Origin of the sequence: Kitasatospora acidiphila (assembly GCF_006636205.1) — a bacterium.
GTDB lineage: Bacteria > Actinomycetota > Actinomycetes > Streptomycetales > Streptomycetaceae > Kitasatospora > Kitasatospora acidiphila.
The window spans coordinates 2,082,004-2,098,724 of the sequence record NZ_VIGB01000003.1; the positions used below are offsets into that span (position 1 = coordinate 2,082,004).

8 protein-coding genes and 1 pseudogene are annotated in these 16,721 nt (G+C 72.2%); 8 read left to right on the plus strand and 1 reads right to left on the minus strand.

What is annotated here, in order from left to right:
• The 8 genes and pseudogenes from E6W39_RS10520 to E6W39_RS10560 all read left to right on the plus strand — a co-directional run bounded on the left by E6W39_RS10520 (window position 1) and on the right by E6W39_RS10560 (window position 12,067).
• Complete coding sequence (locus tag E6W39_RS10520; protein ID WP_141633309.1) at window positions 1-2,100, plus strand: type I polyketide synthase; 2,100 nt, start codon at window positions 1-3, stop codon at window positions 2,098-2,100.
• Window positions 2,097-5,288, plus strand: coding sequence for a non-ribosomal peptide synthetase (locus E6W39_RS10525; RefSeq protein WP_141633310.1), 3,192 nt, complete (start codon window positions 2,097-2,099; stop codon window positions 5,286-5,288). The genes E6W39_RS10520 and E6W39_RS10525 overlap by 4 nt, the downstream gene beginning before the upstream one ends.
• Complete coding sequence (locus E6W39_RS10530) at window positions 5,285-6,040, plus strand: thioesterase II family protein (protein WP_141633311.1); 756 nt, start codon at window positions 5,285-5,287, stop codon at window positions 6,038-6,040. Before E6W39_RS10525 ends, E6W39_RS10530 begins: the two co-directional genes overlap by 4 nt.
• 108 nt (window positions 6,041-6,148) lie before the next feature.
• On the plus strand, window positions 6,149-6,376 hold the full coding sequence (locus E6W39_RS10535; protein WP_228718069.1) for an MbtH family protein: 228 nt from the start codon (window positions 6,149-6,151) through the stop codon (window positions 6,374-6,376).
• Between the two features lie 8 nt (window positions 6,377-6,384).
• A pseudogene (locus E6W39_RS42790) lies at window positions 6,385-8,030 on the plus strand (amino acid adenylation domain-containing protein).
• A gap of 24 nt (window positions 8,031-8,054) precedes the next feature.
• A complete protein-coding gene (locus E6W39_RS10550) occupies window positions 8,055-8,777 on the plus strand; it encodes a condensation domain-containing protein (RefSeq protein WP_141633314.1) in 723 nt (240 codons plus the stop codon).
• Window positions 8,762-11,113, plus strand: a complete 2,352-nt coding sequence (locus E6W39_RS10555; RefSeq protein ID WP_181799188.1) for a condensation domain-containing protein — start codon at window positions 8,762-8,764, stop codon at window positions 11,111-11,113. Before E6W39_RS10550 ends, E6W39_RS10555 begins: the two co-directional genes overlap by 16 nt.
• Window positions 11,114-11,137: 24 nt before the next feature.
• On the plus strand, window positions 11,138-12,067 hold the full coding sequence (locus E6W39_RS10560; RefSeq protein ID WP_141633316.1) for a TIGR03621 family F420-dependent LLM class oxidoreductase: 930 nt from the start codon (window positions 11,138-11,140) through the stop codon (window positions 12,065-12,067).
• Window positions 12,068-12,264: 197 nt separating this feature from the next.
• On the opposite strand, the gene E6W39_RS10565 is transcribed toward E6W39_RS10560, so the two are convergent.
• Window positions 12,265-16,668: a WD40 repeat domain-containing protein gene (locus E6W39_RS10565; protein WP_181799189.1), complete on the minus strand. Its 4,404-nt coding sequence runs from the start codon at window positions 16,666-16,668 to the stop codon at window positions 12,265-12,267.
• Between the last annotated feature and the right edge of the window lie 53 nt (window positions 16,669-16,721).

Here is a 16,721-nt window from a genome sequence, read left to right on the forward strand (position 1 = left end):
GTGAGCACCACCGAATACGACAACACGGACACGCACCTCGCCATCGTCGGCCTGGCCTGCCGCTTCCCCGGCGCCGCGACACCCGAGGAGTACTGGGACAACCTGGTGGCCGGCCGGGACTGCGTGCGCCCGTTCACCGCCGAGGAGTTGGCCGAGTGGGGCCACGACCCGGCCGTGCTGGACGACCCGCGCCAGGTGCCGATGCACGGAATCGTGGACGGCATCGGGGAGTTCGACGCCGACTTCTTCCAGTTCTCCACCCGCGACGCGACATTGCTCAACCCGCAGCACCGCCTCTTCCTGGAGTGCGCCTGGGAGGCCCTGGAGCGGGCGGGCTACGACCCGCGGGCCGTGCCCGGTACGGTCGGCGTCTACGCGGGCGCCGGGCGCAACGGCTATCCGATGCTGGTCCAGGCCCAGGCCGAGCGGTTCCCGGGAGTCGACGACCTCGCGCTCGCCATCTCCAACGAACCCGAGCACCTGGCCACCCGGGTCTCCTACAAGCTCGGCCTGACCGGCCCCAGCATGGCGGTGCTGACGGCTTGTTCGTCGTCGCTGGTCGCCGTCCACGAGGCCGGGCGGGCGCTGCTCGCGGGTGACTGCGATCTGGCGCTGGCCGGCGGGGTGACGCTGCGGCTGCCCCGCTCCGGCTACCGCTACCTGGAGGGCGGCACGATGTCGCCCGACGGCCGCTGCCGCACCTTCTCGGCGGATGCCAAGGGGATCGTGGGCGGCGACGGCGCGGGTGTCGTGGTGCTGCGCCGGCTGCAGGACGCGCTGGAGGACGGCGACCACATCCACGCCGTGATCCGCGGTTCCGCCGTGAACAACGACGGCCATGAGCGGGCGGGGTTCACCGCGCCGAGCGTCGCCGGCCAGTCCGAGGTGATCCAACTGGCGCACCTGGCAGCCGAGGTGGAACCTGGCGCCATCTCCTTCGTCGAGGCGCACGGCACCGGGACCCCGGTCGGCGACCCGATCGAAGTCACCGCGCTGGCCCAGGCGTTCCGGGCCGGCAGCGGCGACCGGCTGCCGGCCGGCTCGGTCTTGCTGGGCTCGGTCAAGACCAACATCGGCCACACCGACACCGCCGCCGGTGTGGCGGGCCTGATCAAGACCGCGCTGGCCCTGCAACACCGGATCGTGCCCCCCACCCTGCACTTCACCGCGCCCAACCCGGCGATCGACTTCACCGCCACCCCGTTCACGGTGAACACCGACGCACGGGACTGGGCGACGACCGCCGGTGAGCCGCGCCGGGCCGGAGTCAGCTCCTTCGGCATCGGCGGCACCAATGCGCATGTGGTGCTCGAAGAGGCGCCGACCGTGCCCCACGTCCCGGACCAGCGCGCCCAGTTGCTGGTGCTCTCCGCCCGCACGCCTGCCGCGCTCGCCGCCGCTTCCCGCCGCCTCGCCGAACACCTGCGCCAGCAGCCGCAGTTGCCACTGGCCGAGGTGGCCTGGACACTGCAGACCGGCCGCCACGCCTTCGCACACCGGCGCTACCTGGTGTGTGCCTCCGTGGCCGAGGCGGTTGCCATGCTCGACTGCGAGGTGACCAGCGCTGAGCCGAACGCCCAACTCGACGAGCTCCTCGACCGGCTTGAGCAGGCCCCGGAGGCCGAACGCCCCGCGATGCTCGACACGGTGGGCCGGCACTGGCAGCAGGGCACCGCGGTCGACTGGGCCCGACTGCACGGCACCGCACGCCGGCTCCGGGTGCCGCTGCCCACCTATCCGTTCGAGCGCCGCGAACTCCTGGTCCGCCCCGAGCCGTTCATCGGCCACCAGACCACTCCGGGGCAGGCGCAGGCTCCCGCCGCTCTCGTGAGCGGCACCATCACCGAACGCCTCTCGGTGCTCTTCGCCAAGGTGCTGGGCGACGACGCCAGCGGCGACGGCAGTGCCCTCGCCGACCGCGACTTCTTCGAGCTCGGCGGCGACTCGCTGACCGCCGTGCAGCTGATCTCGCTGGTCGAGGACGAGTTCGGCGTCGCGCCTGAGCTGGAGGCGGTTTTCGACTACCCCACCGTTCCCGAACTCGCCAACGTGATCGCCGAGTTGCTCGATACCCTGCACGCGACTGGGGAAGCCCTGTGACGGACACCGCTCCCCCGCCCGCCGACCGGCGGACCGCACCCGCCTCGTTCGCGCAGCGCCGGCTCTGGTTCCTCGACCACTTCACCGGCGGCAACAGCGCCTACAACCTGGTCTCCGCCCTGCGGTTGACCGGCCCCCTGGACCGCGACGCTCTGCACAGCTCACTGCAGCAGCTGGTGGACCGGCACGAAAGCCTGCGCACCACCTTCGAGCTGGTGGACGGCGAACCCCGCCAGCAGATCGCCGCCGACCTCGAGCTCGCCCTTCCGCTCACCGACCTGCGCGGCCTGCCGGCCGAGGAGCGCGCCGCCCGGGCCACCGCCCTCGTCGAGGCGGACGCCCTGGACGAGTTCGACCTCGCCCAGGGCCCGCTGATCCGCACCAGCCTGCTCCAACTGGGCGAGCAGGACCATGTGCTGGCCGTGGTCTGCCACCACACCGTGTCCGACGGCTGGTCGATGGGCAGGTTCTATCTGGAGCTCAGCACGCTCTACGCCGCCCACCGCAGCGGCACCGCACCGAAACTCGACGCATTGCCCATGCAGTTCGGCGAGTACGCGGCACGCGAGCGGGCCGCACTGCTCGGCCCGGACGGGCAGCAGTCGCTCGCCCGGGTGCGCGACCGCCTGGCGGGCGCACCCACCGTACTGGAGCTGCCGACCAGCCACCCGCGCCCCGCCGTCCAGGGGGTCGCCGGCGCCACCCACGACCTGCCGCTGGACGCCGAGTTGTGGCAGCGCGTGCTGGACACCGCACGGCAGCACCGGGCAACGCCGTTCATGACCCTGCTCACCGCATTCGCCGTGCAGCTCTCCCGGCTCTCCGGCACCCGGGATCTGGTGATCGGCAGCCCGGCGGCCGGCCGCACCAGCAGCGCTGTGGAACCGCTGATCGGCATGTTCGTCAACACGCTGCCGCTGCGCCTGGATCTGACCGGCGAACCGAGCTTCGCCGAGCTGCTGACCCGCACCCGGCGTACGGCGCTGGCGGCGTTCGCCGACCAGGGTGTGCCGCTGGACCAGCTGGTGACGGAACTGCGACTGGACCGCACTCCCAGTCACGACCCGCTCTTCCAGGTCATGTTCGCCCTCCAGCAGCCTCTCACCGTGCCGGAGTTGGCCGGCCTGGCGGTCGAGGTGCTGCCGGTGCGGCCACCGACCACGTTCACCGACCTGTGGCTGGAGATCCGCCCGCACGGCGACGGCGCACTGGCGACCTTCCGCTACCGCACCGAGCTGTTCGACGCACCGACCGTGGCCCGGCTGGCCGAGCAGTACCGCACCCTGCTGGACGCCGCGCTCGCCGCACCGCAGACCCGGGTGACGGACCTGCCACTACTCAACGAGCAGCAGACCGCTCAGGTCCTGCATGACTGGAGCCGAAGCGGGGATCCGCATCCATGGGACGGATCCGTCGATGAGTTGATCGTTCGTCAGATGTCGCAGACGCCCGGGCACACCGCGCTGGTCTTCGAAGGCGCCGAGGTGAGCTACGCCGAACTGGCCACGCGGACCGGGCGGATCGCCGCCCGGCTGGCCGAGCGGGCGCCACTGCAGCCCGGAACGGTGGTGGCGCTCTGCCTGCCGCGCGGGCTGGACCTGGTCCCGGCGATCCTGGCCGTACTGCGCTCCGGCTGCGCATACCTCCCGCTGTCGCCCGAGGACCCACCGGAGCGGCTGACCCGTCTGCTGCAACAGTCCGGCGCAGCCCAGGTGTTGACCACCGTCGAACTCGCCACCGCGCTGGCGCCGGCCGGGGTCCCGGTGCTGGCCGTCGACGCGCTCGACGAACCGCATGCCGCACCCCATCCGTCCGTGGCGATGCCCGGGCCGGCCAAGGTCCAGCCGGACGAACTCGCCTACGTCATCCACACCTCCGGCTCCACCGGCGAGCCCAAGGCGGTCGGCGTGCCGCACCGAGGGCTGGCCAACCGGGTCCGGACGCTCCAGGGCTCGTTGCAACTCGCCCAGGACGACCGGGTGTTGCAGAAGACCCCGTACACCTTCGACGTCTCCGTCCAGGAGCTGCTGTGGCCCCTGACCGTCGGCGCGACCCTGGTGATCGCCGCCCCAGGCGGGCACCGCGACCCGGCGTACCTGGTGGAGCTGATCGAGCAGGAGGCGGTCACCACCGTGCACTTCGTGCCGCCGATGCTGGAAGCCTTCCTCGGCGAGCCCGACCTGCACCGCTGCAAGTCCCTTCAGCGGGTGCTGTGCAGCGGCCAGGCGCTGCCCGCACCGCTGGTGGAGCGCTGCCTGAGCGAGCTTCCAGTGCGGCTGACCAACTTCTACGGCCCCACCGAGGCGTCCATCGAGGTCACCGAGTGGGCCTGCCCTCCCGACCTGGCCCCCAGCGCCTCGGTGCCGATCGGGCGGCCGATCGCCGGTGTCGAGGTCTACGTACTGGACGCGGAGCTGCGCCCGGTACCGGTCGGCGTGGCGGGCGAACTGTACCTGGGCGGCATCGCCCTGGCCCGCGGCTACCTGAACCGCCCCGACCTGACCGCCGACCGCTTCGTCCCACACCCCTTCGCCACCAACACCCCCGGCGCCCGCCTCTACCGCACCGGCGACCTGGTCCGCTGGCGAGCCGACGGCACCCTCGACTACCTCGGCCGCAACGACCACCAACTCAAAGTCCGCGGCTTCCGAATCGAACCCGGCGAAATCGAAAACGCCCTACGCGCCCAGCCCGAGGTGCGTGACGCCCTGGTGACCACCACACCGGCCGCCACCACGGGCGCCGAACCCGCCCTCACCGCCTACCTGCTGCTCGACCAGGCCGGCGCCGACATCACGACGCTGCGCGAGCGGTTGCGTGAGCAGTTGCCCCGGCACATGGTCCCCGCCCACCTGATCGTGCTCCCCGGATTCCCGGTCACCTCCAGCGGCAAGGTCGACCGGGCGGCCCTTCCGCTGCCCGACCACAGCGACCCGGATCAGCTTCAACTGGTCGAGCCGCGCGATGAGTTGGAACGGACCTTGGCGGGAATCTGGGCCGAGGTGCTGGGCCGGCCCCAACTCGGCGTGAACGAGGACTTCTTCGAGATCGGCGGCGACTCACTGAAGAGCATCCAGGTGGTCCACCGGGCCCGCGAGGCCGGACTGACGGTCAGCGTCAGCGTGCTCTTCCACCACCCGACCATCGGGGAGCTGGCCGAGCGCCTGCGGCAGGAGGGCACGGGGTGAACGGCCGCTGGCTGCTGCGGTTCCTGCCACGCCCCGACGCCCGGGTGCGGCTGCTCTGCCTGCCCGGTGCCGGGGCCGCCGCCGCGATGTACCGGGGGTGGAGCGAGCGGCTGCCGTCGAGCGTGGAGGTCTGCGCGGTGCAACTGCCCGGACGCGGCTCGCGATTGCGCGAGCAGCCGTACACCGCGATGGATCCGCTGATCGACGCCCTGGCCGGGGCGGTGCTGGCCGAACCCGCGCTGCCGACCGTCGTCTTCGGCCACAGCCTGGGCTCGGTGATCGGCTTCGAACTCGCCGACCGGTTGCGCGACTCGGCCGCCCACGCCCCCGTCGCGCTGGTCGCCGCAGCTCACCGGGCACCCTGGCTCGGCAGCGCCGGGCTGCCCTACCACCAGCTGCCTGATGCCGAGTTGGCCGGGGTGATGACGGCGCTCGGCGGTACGCCCGATGCGGTGCTGGCCAGGCCGGATTTGCTGCGGCTGGCGCTGCCGCCGATCCGCGCCGACTTCGCACTCGACTACGGCTACCGCTATCGCGAGCGTCCGCCGCTGTCGACCCCGGTCAGCGTCTACGGCGGCCTCGCCGACACCACGTGCAGCGAGCCCGAACTCGCCGCCTGGCGCGATCACACCAGCGGCACCTTCACTCTGCGGATGCTGCCCGGCGGCCACTTCTTCCCCGCCGAACCCACCGGCCCCGCCGGCGCCGAACTCCTCGCGCACCTCGGCGCCGAGTTGGCCCGACTCGGCTGAACCACAGCGGAATTGGACCCGCTCGGCTGATCAACGGCGGAGCCGGCCTCGCTCGGCTGAACCACAGCGGCGTTGACCTAGCCCAGCTGAACCGCATTCGACGACTCAATGACCAAGGGACACCACATGTTCGAGGACGGCGACGACCGCCCGTACCTCGTGGTCCGCAACCACGAGCACCAGTACTCCGTCTGGCCGGCGGGCCGGGAGCTGCCGGCCGGCTGGGAGGACGCCGGGGTCACCGGCGACAAGGCCGCCTGCCTGGCCCACATCAAGGAGGTCTGGACGGACCTGCGTCCGCTCAGCCTGCGCCAGCCGACCACCGGCAAGGAGTGATCAGCACCATGAACACCGAACTCTGCCTCCACCAGCTCTTCGCCCGGCAGGCTGCCCACCAGCCCGACGCACCGGCGGTCCGGGACGACAAGGAGGAGTTGAGCTATCGCCAACTCGAGGAGCGGTCCAGCCGCTTGGCGGCACTGCTGACGCGGGAAATCGGGTCGGGCCCGGCTCGGATCGGCCTGCATCTGCGGCGCGGGAATGCCGTCGTGGTCGCGATCCTGGCCGTACTGAAGGCCGGCTGCGCCTATGTGCCGCTCGACCCGACCTACCCGGCCGAGCGGGTGCAGTACATGGCCGACGACGCCGCAGTGGACCTGGTGCTGACCGACGCCGATGGCGCGGCGGCCGCACCGGCGGGCCACCGGGTGCTCACCATCGACTCGGCGCTCTGGACCGAGGAGACAGCGGCCCTCGTCGAAGTCCCCCGGTGGCAACGGAGTCACCCGCCTACGTCATCTACACCTCCGGCTCCAGCGGCACGCCCAAGGGCGTCGAGGTCTCACACCGCAATGTGACCGCGCTGCTGGACGCCTGCGAGCAGGTGGTGACGGCCGGGCCCGACGACGTCTGGACCCTCTTCCACTCCTACTGCTTCGACTTCTCCGTCTGGGAGTTGTGGGGCGCCCTGGCCCACGGCGGCACCTTGGTGGTGGTCTCCGCCGAGGCCGCCCGATCCCCCGAAGCGCTGCTGCGGCTGCTCCGCGCCGAGCGGGTGACCGTGCTCAACCAGGTGCCCTCGGTCTTCCGCCACCTCTCCCGCGCCGCCACCACCCCGGGCGTCGAACCGCTACCCGACCTGCGCTATGTCATCTTCGGCGGCGAGGCCGTGGATGTGGACGCGGTCCGCGAGTGGCGCCAAGCGCACGGCACCGGCACTGAGTTCGTCAACATGTACGGCATCACCGAGACCACCGTCTTCGCCACCGGCCGGCGGCTGCTCCCAGCGGAGATCGACGTGCCGGTGGGCACTCCGGTATCCGAGGGCGCCGCCGACCCGGGCCTCAACATCGGGCCGGCGCTGGACGGGTTCGAGGTGGCCGTGCTCACCGAGGATGGCCGGCCGGCCGCCGCCGGTGAGCTCGGCGAAATCTACCTGGCCGGACCGCAGTTGGCGATCGGCTACCTTAACCGCCCCGAACTCACCGCCGAGCGCTACCCGGTGCTGACCCTGGCGGACGGCGAGCCCCGCCGCTACTACCGCAGTGGCGACCTCGCCCTGGTCCGCGCCGACGGCGTGCTCGAGTACGCCGGGCGCGCCGACGACCAGGTGAAGATCAACGGCTACCGGATCGAGATCGGCGAGGTCGAGTCGGTGCTGCGAACGGCACCCGGCGTCGGCGACCTGGTGGTGGTGCCCGCCACCAGCAGGGTCGGCGAACGGATGCTGGTCGCCTTCTTCACCGCTGGAGCCGCTGGCACCGCTGGCACCGCTAGCACCGCTGAAGCCGGCGGAACGGGCGGAACGGGCGGAACGGGCGAAACTGGCAGCACCGCCGGCACCGGCTTCCAGGCCGATCACCTCGCCGCTCACGCCCGGGCGGCGCTGCCCGCCTTCATGGTGCCCGGCCGGTTCGTCCAGGTGCCCGAACTGCCGCTCAGCCCCTCCGGAAAGACCGACAAGCGCGCCCTCGTCGACCAGTTGCGCTGACTCACCCCCGCCAGGAGGAACCTCATGGACCAGTCCCGCTCGCTACCGCTGTCCGTCACCCAGGAGGCGATGTGGGTGACCTGGCAGCTCGACCCCGCCAAGTGGGAGCACATCATCCCGATCGCCCTGCTGGTCGACGGTGAGCTCGAACTGCCGCGCCTGCGCACCGCCGTCACCAAGCTGCTGCACCGCCACCCCTCCCTGCGTGCCCGGGTGACGCGCGGCACCGACGGGATGTGCCTGGACTGGTCCGGCACCGCACCGGACGCCGTGCCGGTCACCGAGCGCTTGGTGACCGGCACCCCCGAGCGGGAACTCGCAGCAGCCCAGCGGCCGTTCGACCTGGCCGCCGGCCCACTGGCCCGGTTCGAGGTGCTGACCGGCCCGGACTGGACGGTGCTGCTGATCACCGTGCACCACATCACCATGGACGGCACCTCGCAGCCGCTGCTCCTGGACGACCTGCGCCGGGCGTACGCGGGCGAGGAGTTGGCGCCTGCGGACGACCTCGCACCGCTGGTCGAGCATGCCAGCCGCTCCCGCGCGGCCGCCGACGAGGCGAGCGGCGAGCCGCTGCGGACCTACTGGCGCGAGGCACTGGCCGAGCTGCCGCCGGCCCGCCCGTTGCACACCGCCTCGCCCGAGCTGCCAGCGGCCCACCCCTGCCCATCACCTCGCCCGAGCTGCCAGCGAGCCCGGCCGTCACCGCCACCGGGCCCTCGCCACTCACCGTGGATGCCGAGTTGACTCGCCGGCTGCGCCAACTGGCCGGGGACACCGGCACCTCCTACTTCACCGTCCTGCTCGGCGCACTCTTCGTCACGCTGCACCACCACACCGGCAGCACCGACCTGATCGTTTCGGCCCCCTACCACGGCCGCTCCACCGAGGAGTTGAGAGGACGGGTCGGATTCTTCGCCAACGTGCTGCCGTTCCGCCAGCGGATCCGTCCCACCGACCGCTACACCGACCTGCTGCGCGAGTTGCGCACCACCATCCGGGCCGGCCTGCGCCACGGCGACCTGCCGCTACCGGCCATTCTGCGCAGCGCCGGCCTGCTGGGCCCCGACGGCCGCCGGCAGACCCACCAAGCGGTCCTCCAGTACTGGGACTCGGCTGCCGACAACGGCCTGGACGTCTTCGATTTCAAGTTGGCCGGTGAGCACGGTAGTTGCTCGGTGCGCATGCTCGACCCGATGGACGTGCCCGACTACCGCCTCACCGTGATGCTGACCGAGGGCAGCAACGGCAGTCGGCTGCTGTGGAAGGACGCGGACGGCTCGGTCGGCCCCGCCACGACCACTGCTCTGACCCGGGACTACCTGACTGTGCTCGCCGACATGGCCGCCGTGCCGGACCGCACACTGGCCGAGGCGACCGCCCTGCTACCGGCCGTCGATACGACACCCGACTCCCTGACCAACCCCACGACCACGCAAGATGCACCGACCGCCTCCCCTGCCACCCTCGCCGAGGTCAGCGCGGTCTGGACCGAGGTGCTGCGCGTGCCCGACCTGCTGCCGGAGGACTCGTTCTTCGAACTCGGCGGCCACTCGCTGATCGCGGCCACCCTACTGGCCCGGATCAACGACCGGCTGGGCGTGGAGCTCACCGTCCGCGACCTGTTCGACCACCCGCGACTCGGCGCACTGGCCGCAGTCGTCGACCAGCAGCGCGCAGCCTCCTCCGCAGCATCCCTCAAGCACTCCGACGCCGACGACGCCGACGACGCTGGCGACGCCAAAGCCGACGCCGACGCCGACGCCGACGACCAAGCAAGCCAGGACTCCACCACCCTCTCCGCCAGCCGGTTCCAGGAGGGCATCTGGCTCGCCGAACGCCTCGACCCGACTCATGCGCGCTACCACATCCCGCTCTCCTGGCGGGTGCACGGCGAGTTGGATCCGGCCCGGTTGCGCGCCGCGCTCGCCCGCCTCACCGCCCGGCACGAGATCCTGCGCACCCGCTTCACCGACCAGGACGGCCGACTGGTCCAGGAGATCGGCGCACCGTGGGAGCCCGAGCTCACGCTGGTGAGCGCCGAGCACCCCGACCAGCTCACCGACTGGTTCGAGCAGGCCGCCACCGACTTCAGCCCGGCGGCCGGACGCCTGCTCACCGCAGGCCTGTTCACCCTGCCGGGCGGCGAGCGGATCTTCGCCCTCTGCGTTCACCACTTGGTACTCGACGGCGAGTCGGTGCCGTTGCTCCTGACCGAGTTGGACCGCTGCTACCGGCACGATGTGCACTCCCCCGCGCGCCAGTACCGGGAGTTGCTGCACGCCCAGCAGTCCGACGCCGGCCGCGAGCGAGCGGCGGCGGACCTGGCCTACTGGTCCACCGCACTCGCCGGCGCTCCCAGCACCCTCGAGCCGCCCTCCCCCAACCCGGACGCCCTCGCACCGAGTACCCCCTCCGGCAGCGTCGCCCTGCCTCTCGCCACCGATCTGACCCAGCGCTTGCAGCCAGTCCAGGAGGCCGCCCAGGCCTCCCAGTTCATCGTGCTCGCCACGGCGCTCGCCGCCGCCCTGCACCGCTGGTCGGGCCAGGCGGACCTCACCTTCGGTGTCCCGGTCGCCGACCGAGCCGGCGGCGACTACAGCGCAGTTCTCGGCCCGTGCCTCAACACCGTGGTGCTCCGCTCCCGTTGCGCACCCGACACCACCCTGGGCAACCTGCTGCACGCCACCCGGGAGCAGGTGATCGACGCCTTCGAGCACCGGAGCGCGCCGTTCGACGAGCTGGTCCGCCGCCTGCGGCCCGCCCGCACCGCAGGCCGGACGCCCTACCTCGACTGCCTGCTCAACAGCGTGGGCACCACCGCCTGGTCCACCACCCTCGGTGAGGCCGAACTCACCTCACTCGACCATGAGTTGCGGGATGAGGCGGCCAACAAGTTCGGCCTGACGGTCACTTTCAGTCGCCACGCGGACGCCCTGCTCGGCACCCTCGCCTACCGGAGCAGCTTCCTCCACCCCGACGCCGCCGACGAGTTGGCGATCGATCTGGCCGGCCTGCTGAACCACTTCCACGACCTCTCCAGCGAGCCCGTGTTCGCCCTCCGCCGCACCGAAACGAGCTGAACCCCGATGAGCCCCACAAGCCCCATGAGCCCCACAGGTGCCACAAACCCCACGAGTCCTGTCCGCCCCTTCCGCTTCGGCGTCAACCTGGTCCCGTCATCCAACGGCCTGTCCTGGCCGGAGACTTGCCGCACCGCGGAACGCCTCGGCTATGACGTGATCGCCGTCCCCGACCACCTCGGTGTGCACTCGCCGTTCCTCGCCATGATGGCCGCGGCCGCCGCCACTGAGCGCGTGCAGCTGACCACCTTCGTCCTCAACTGCGCCTTCTGGAACCCGGTTCTGCTCGCCCGCGACCTGCTCACCGCCCACGAGCTGACCGGCGGCCGGGTGGAGGCGGGCCTCGGCACCGGCTACGTCCGCGCCGAGTTCGACGCGGCCGGCCTGGAGTGGGGCACCGCCGCCACCCGGGTCAGCCGCCTGGCCGACACCGCCACCACCCTGCGCGCCCTGCTAGCCGACCCGCGCGCCCTCGGCTTCCCGGCACCCGCCACCCCACCGCCGCTGCTGATCGGCGGCAACGGCGACCGCGTGCTGCGCCTCGCCGCCCGCCACGCCGACATCGTCTCCTTCTCCGGCGCCACCCTCGCCCCCAACTCTGCCCGTGGCACCCTGCGCCTCATCGACGCCGACGCCATGGACGAGCGGGTCGCGTACTTCACCACCCACGCCGGACCCCGTGCGGCCACTGTCGAGCGCAACACCCTGGTGCAGACGGTGGTGGTCACCGACGACCGCCGCGCCGCCGCCCACGCCATGCGCAGCCGCCTCCCCTACCTCACCGCCGACCAGATCCTCGACGTCCCCACCCTCCTGGTCGGCACCCCAGCCCAGATCGCCGACACCCTGCTGGCCCGCCGCGAGCGCTACGGCATCTCCTACGTCTGCGTCCAGGAACGGGACATGGCGGCTTTCGCGCCGGTCATCGAGCAACTCGCGGATGCCCGCTCCTGATCACGGCACCCGCGCGAACTCCACTAATCCGGTCAACCGCAGCCCGAGCCAACGGTCGCCCAGGAGCAGATAGACGACATCCGGCGCGGCCACACTGAGCCCGGTCGCCCGCCCGGGGAGTGGCACGGTCAGCGGCCACCGCTCCGGGAACGAGGGGTTCCAGACCCGGAGGTTTCCGTCGCTGCTGGTGGCAACGATCAGGTCGTGCCCCCGACACGCAGCGTGGCCCAGTGGTCGAAGGGCCCGCTGCTGTCGCCGAGGGGGGTCGGCTGCCAGTACCCGGTCGGACTCACCGCGATGCCCTCGGAATCGGCCGCTGCCAGCGCGTACCGGCCACTGGAGAGCTTCACACCCAGCGGGGGGAGGGTGGTCTGCACCGGCAGCGCGATCCACTCGGGCTCCTCGCCGAGATCCTCGTCGTCCACCGGTGCCGGTTGCTCCTCCTGGACGGCAGACTCCTGTTGGTCCTCCTGGACGGCAGGGACGACCTGGTCCTCCTGGACGACGAAGACGAAGATGCCGTCCTCCCCCATCGGGAAGGCGAGCAGCACGGTTCCGTCGTCCCGAACGACGGGCACGGGCACCGGCACCGGCAGTGCGGCCGCGGCTGCGTCGTCTCCGATGACGGACACGGGCAGCAGGTCCTCGGCTGACACGGTGATATGCCACTTGCCGTACCGCTCCCACAAAAGCACATCGATCTGACCCACGTGCACGTAGGTGACCACCAGGACGGCGACCCGCCAATCGTCCACGAAGGTCGTCAGGGACCGGACCTTGAGGCCATTCGCGGCTGCGAGGAGCGCCAGCAGTTCGGGGTCGACAGGCTCGCCCGGGCGCGCGTCGTAGCAGGCGATGCCGTGGTCGCCGGCCGCGAAGACGAATGGGACGCCCTGCGGGGTCGTCAGGGCGGCGATCGCCCTGAGGTCCGCGGGCGCGTCGTCGAGTGGTCGCGTCCTCCCGGTGTCCGGCTCCAGCAGGTTCAGTTCCCCGGACCAGTCCATGGCCAGCCGCCACTCGTCGACGGCCACCCGGACCGCGCACAGTCGGCGGACCCGGCGGCCGTCGTGGGCCAGTTGCTGGGGCGGTCCCGCGAGGGCCGGATGCCAGATCCGGAGCATCCCGTCCCAACCGCCGGAGGTGATCAGCGGGACGTGTCCGGCTGATGTGATCGACGCCAGCGCATAGGTGCAGTCGGCGCCTTCCAGCCCGGCGGCCGAGTCGCGCAGGTCGAGGTCGGCGGCGCCGCTCGGCGCGCGGACGGTGGCCGCGTCCTCGACTTCCGGATCGATCCTGCTGTCGAACAGTCGCCTCAGGGTGCCTTTGAGCGGGTCGACGAGCGCGATCCGCGGCTCGGTGCCGGCGACCGCGAGCTCCGGGAGGCCGTCGGCCATGCCGAGGCCGTCAGCCCCGCCGTGGCCGTTGGTCCTGAAGAGGCTGTCGGCGATGCCGAGCCCATCGGCCCCCCGAACGCAGGTCAGCGACCGGATGGCGCCGACCCTGCCCGGCCAGGCCGCCGCAGGGCGAAGGGCGCCGAGGTCCCACGCCCGCACCATGCCGTCCTCCGAGCCCGATGCGGCGTAGTGGCGACCGCGGATCGTGCCGAGGTCCGCGAGCGCGTGCACCGGGGCGGTGTGGCCGTAGAGCCGGGCGGCCAGCCGACCGGTGTCCAGATCCCACACCCGTACGGTGCAGTCCGCACCGCCCGACAGCAGCAGCCGCTCGCCGGCCGTCGAGCGGCAGAAGGTCAGCGCGGTCACGTAGCCGAGGTGGTCGGGCGGAAGGGAGTGGCTGCTCCAGTCGCGCGGGTTCCACAGCCAGATCCGGCGGTCCTTCCCGGAGGAGGCGAGCATGGCGGGCCAGCCGGGCTCGGAGTCGGCGGCCGCCAGGCAGAGCACCCGGCCGGCGTGCCCGCGCAGCAGGGCGACCGGTGTGCCGTCCGGAACGGACCAGACATGGATCACCGATCCGGCCGCCGCCGCCAGCAGCTGACGCCCTCGGGCGTCTTTGAAGCAGGCCATCGCGGTGACGGTCGCCTCCGCTCCGACCAACACCAGCACGGTCTCCCCGGTGTCGGTGTCCCAGATCCTGATCCTGCTGTCCCCGCCGGCCGAGGCGAGCAGCTCCCGGCCGTCCGGCAGCCGCAGCCTCGCCAGGGCGGTGACCGGGCCGAAGTGGCCGCGCAGGCTGATGCTGAAGTCGCGCGGCGGGGCCGAGCCCGCCACGACGGTCACCGGAACCGCCGTCCGCCCGCCCAGCAGGGGCAGCAGCTCGGGTTCGTTGGTCATCGCGGTCATCTGCAGCAGTCGCAGCCGCTGCTCGGGTGCCAGTCCCTGGAGCCGGTGCGCCACTCGCAGGTAGAGCCGCACCGCGGGCAGTTCGAACCGGTCGGGGAGGGTCAGCAGGGCGCCGGCCGTGCGGGCCGGGTCGGTGTGGGTCAGAAAGCCGCGGTCGCGGACCAGTTGGGGCAGCAGGCCGGCGGCGCGCCCGTGTGCCGCGAGGTGCTGGTGGAGGTACGGATTGGCGTTCGCCCAGGAGTTCGGACCCTCGGCGCTCCTCGAACCGTCGGCGCTCCTCGGGCCGTCAGTACTCCTCGGGCCGTCGGTGCTGTTCGAGCCGTCGGTGAGCACCGCCGCCAGCAGGGCGCGGGTGATGCGCAGTTGGGCGTCGTCGGGGGTGCGGCGACGGAAGTAGTCGGTGAGCGACTGGTGGTAGAGGCGGTAGACGGTCTGGCCCGACTCGCCGGACTCCACCAGGTAGAACCCGGCATGTCGGAGCAGCCAGGCGATGTCCTCGTCGCCGTACGAACGGCCGCTCAGCGCCAGCGCGGTGGCCATCCTGGGCCAGACGTCGCGGCGCGGCAGCCCGGCCCCCTCGGCCCAGGCGAGCGGACGCAGCAGGTCGATCACCCGCCACGTCTCGGGGAAGCGGCGGAACTCGCCGTCCAGCAGGCTCTCGACGGTGACGTACTTCTGCCAGCCGCCGTCCGAGTCGGCCGACAGCGGGACGGCCCCGGAGGCCAGCATCCGGGTGGCCAGCCGGGCGTAGAGGAAGACCCCGGCACTGGCCCGCGCGACGATCCGGGCCCAGCGCTCGGCGGTGCCGTCGTCCGCCGCCAGCTGCGGGTTCCCGGCGCCGCGCAGGCGCCTGAGCGCATAGGCGGTCAGGTCCTGCTCGCTCTGCGGTTCGTTGTCCAGGACGGCGACCTCGTCCGGGGCGAGCGGCTGCAGCAATCCGCCGAGCAGGCGCGGCTGTCCGTCCGACGAGGTCAGGCCGGCCAGGCCCGGCCGGGTGCCGACCAGCAGCCGGACCCCGGGGAGGTCCGCGAGCGGCCGCAGCAGGTCGGCTGCGATCAGCATGGCCTCCGAGGGCGCCGCCTCGTCGAGGCCGTCCACCACCAGCACGATCCGCCGTCCCAGCTCGCCGACGGCGTGCACGACGTCGACCGCCCGCAGCCGGCCGGGGTTCGCGGGCATCGGCAGGTTGAGCGCCTCGGTGACGGTGAGCAGCACGTCCTGCAGCGTCTTGTTGCGGCAGACCAGCGCCATGTCCACGGACCCGAGCACCGGCAGCAGGGTGTCGGGGGTGTCCGCGAGCGCCCCTTCCCGCTCGGCGACGGCCCGCAGCGCGGGCACCGACAGGGTGGCGATCCGCCCGAGCAGCGCGGACTTGCCGGTGCCCGGTGAGCCGGTGACGGCGAAGAGTCCGCGCTCCGCCGTCGCCAACCAGCCGAGGACGCGCCGCAGTAGCCGTGCCCGCCCGCAGAAGTACCAGCCGGTCTCGCCGACTTCGATGCCGCGCGCCGAGAGCACCAGGTGCTGGTCCACGTCGCCGGCGCGAAGTCGCCGCTGCCGCTTGGTTTCCACGTCCTCGTCCGGGATCCGGGCTCCCGGGTGCAGGGGGTTGCGCAGCGTCGGCACCGGAGCGCCGACCGCATGGTACGAGGTGGCGCCGTCGCGGACGGCCAGCTTCTGGGACAGCGCCCTGGCCAGGTCGTCGGTGCGGATCACCTCGTCGTGTTCGGTCCACCGCCGGTCGTCGGGGCCGCGGCGCAGCACCTGGTCCAGTGCCTCGGCGAAGACGCCCTCCTCGACGCTCTCGTAGCCGCAGGCCGAGGCGATCACCGAGAACCGGCGGTCGGGGAACGCGGTGCTGGTGTGGCTGACCACCTCGCCGATGGTGGCGGCGATCTGAGCGGCTGCCACGCCGCTCGCGCAGCAGTCGACCAGGAAGAGCACCTGGGTGAAGTCCGCCTGCGCCAGCAGCCGGGCCAGTTGCTCGGTCGGCACCGCGTTGTAGGAACTCAGGCCGGTGGCGGGCGAGTCCGCGGTGACCAGGAAGTGCAGGCCCGCGTCCACCGAGCCGTGGCCCGTCCAGTAGAGCACCAACTGGTCGCCGGAACCGCGCCATCGACCCAGCCGGTCGCTGATCTCGCGGCACGGCCCGCCGGTGGCCAGTTCGGCCAGCTCCTGCTGGTGGCCGATGGAGCGCAGCAGGTCTGCGACCCGGCGGACGCTCTCGGGCACCCGGGTCAGCCGGCGCCAACGCCGGTCCTGGTAGCTGCTCATGCCGATCGTGACGAACCGAGCGTCCCCCGACATCACTCGCACCACACCACGTCGCCGTGTCCTCCCACCGGCGCTGCGGACCGGCT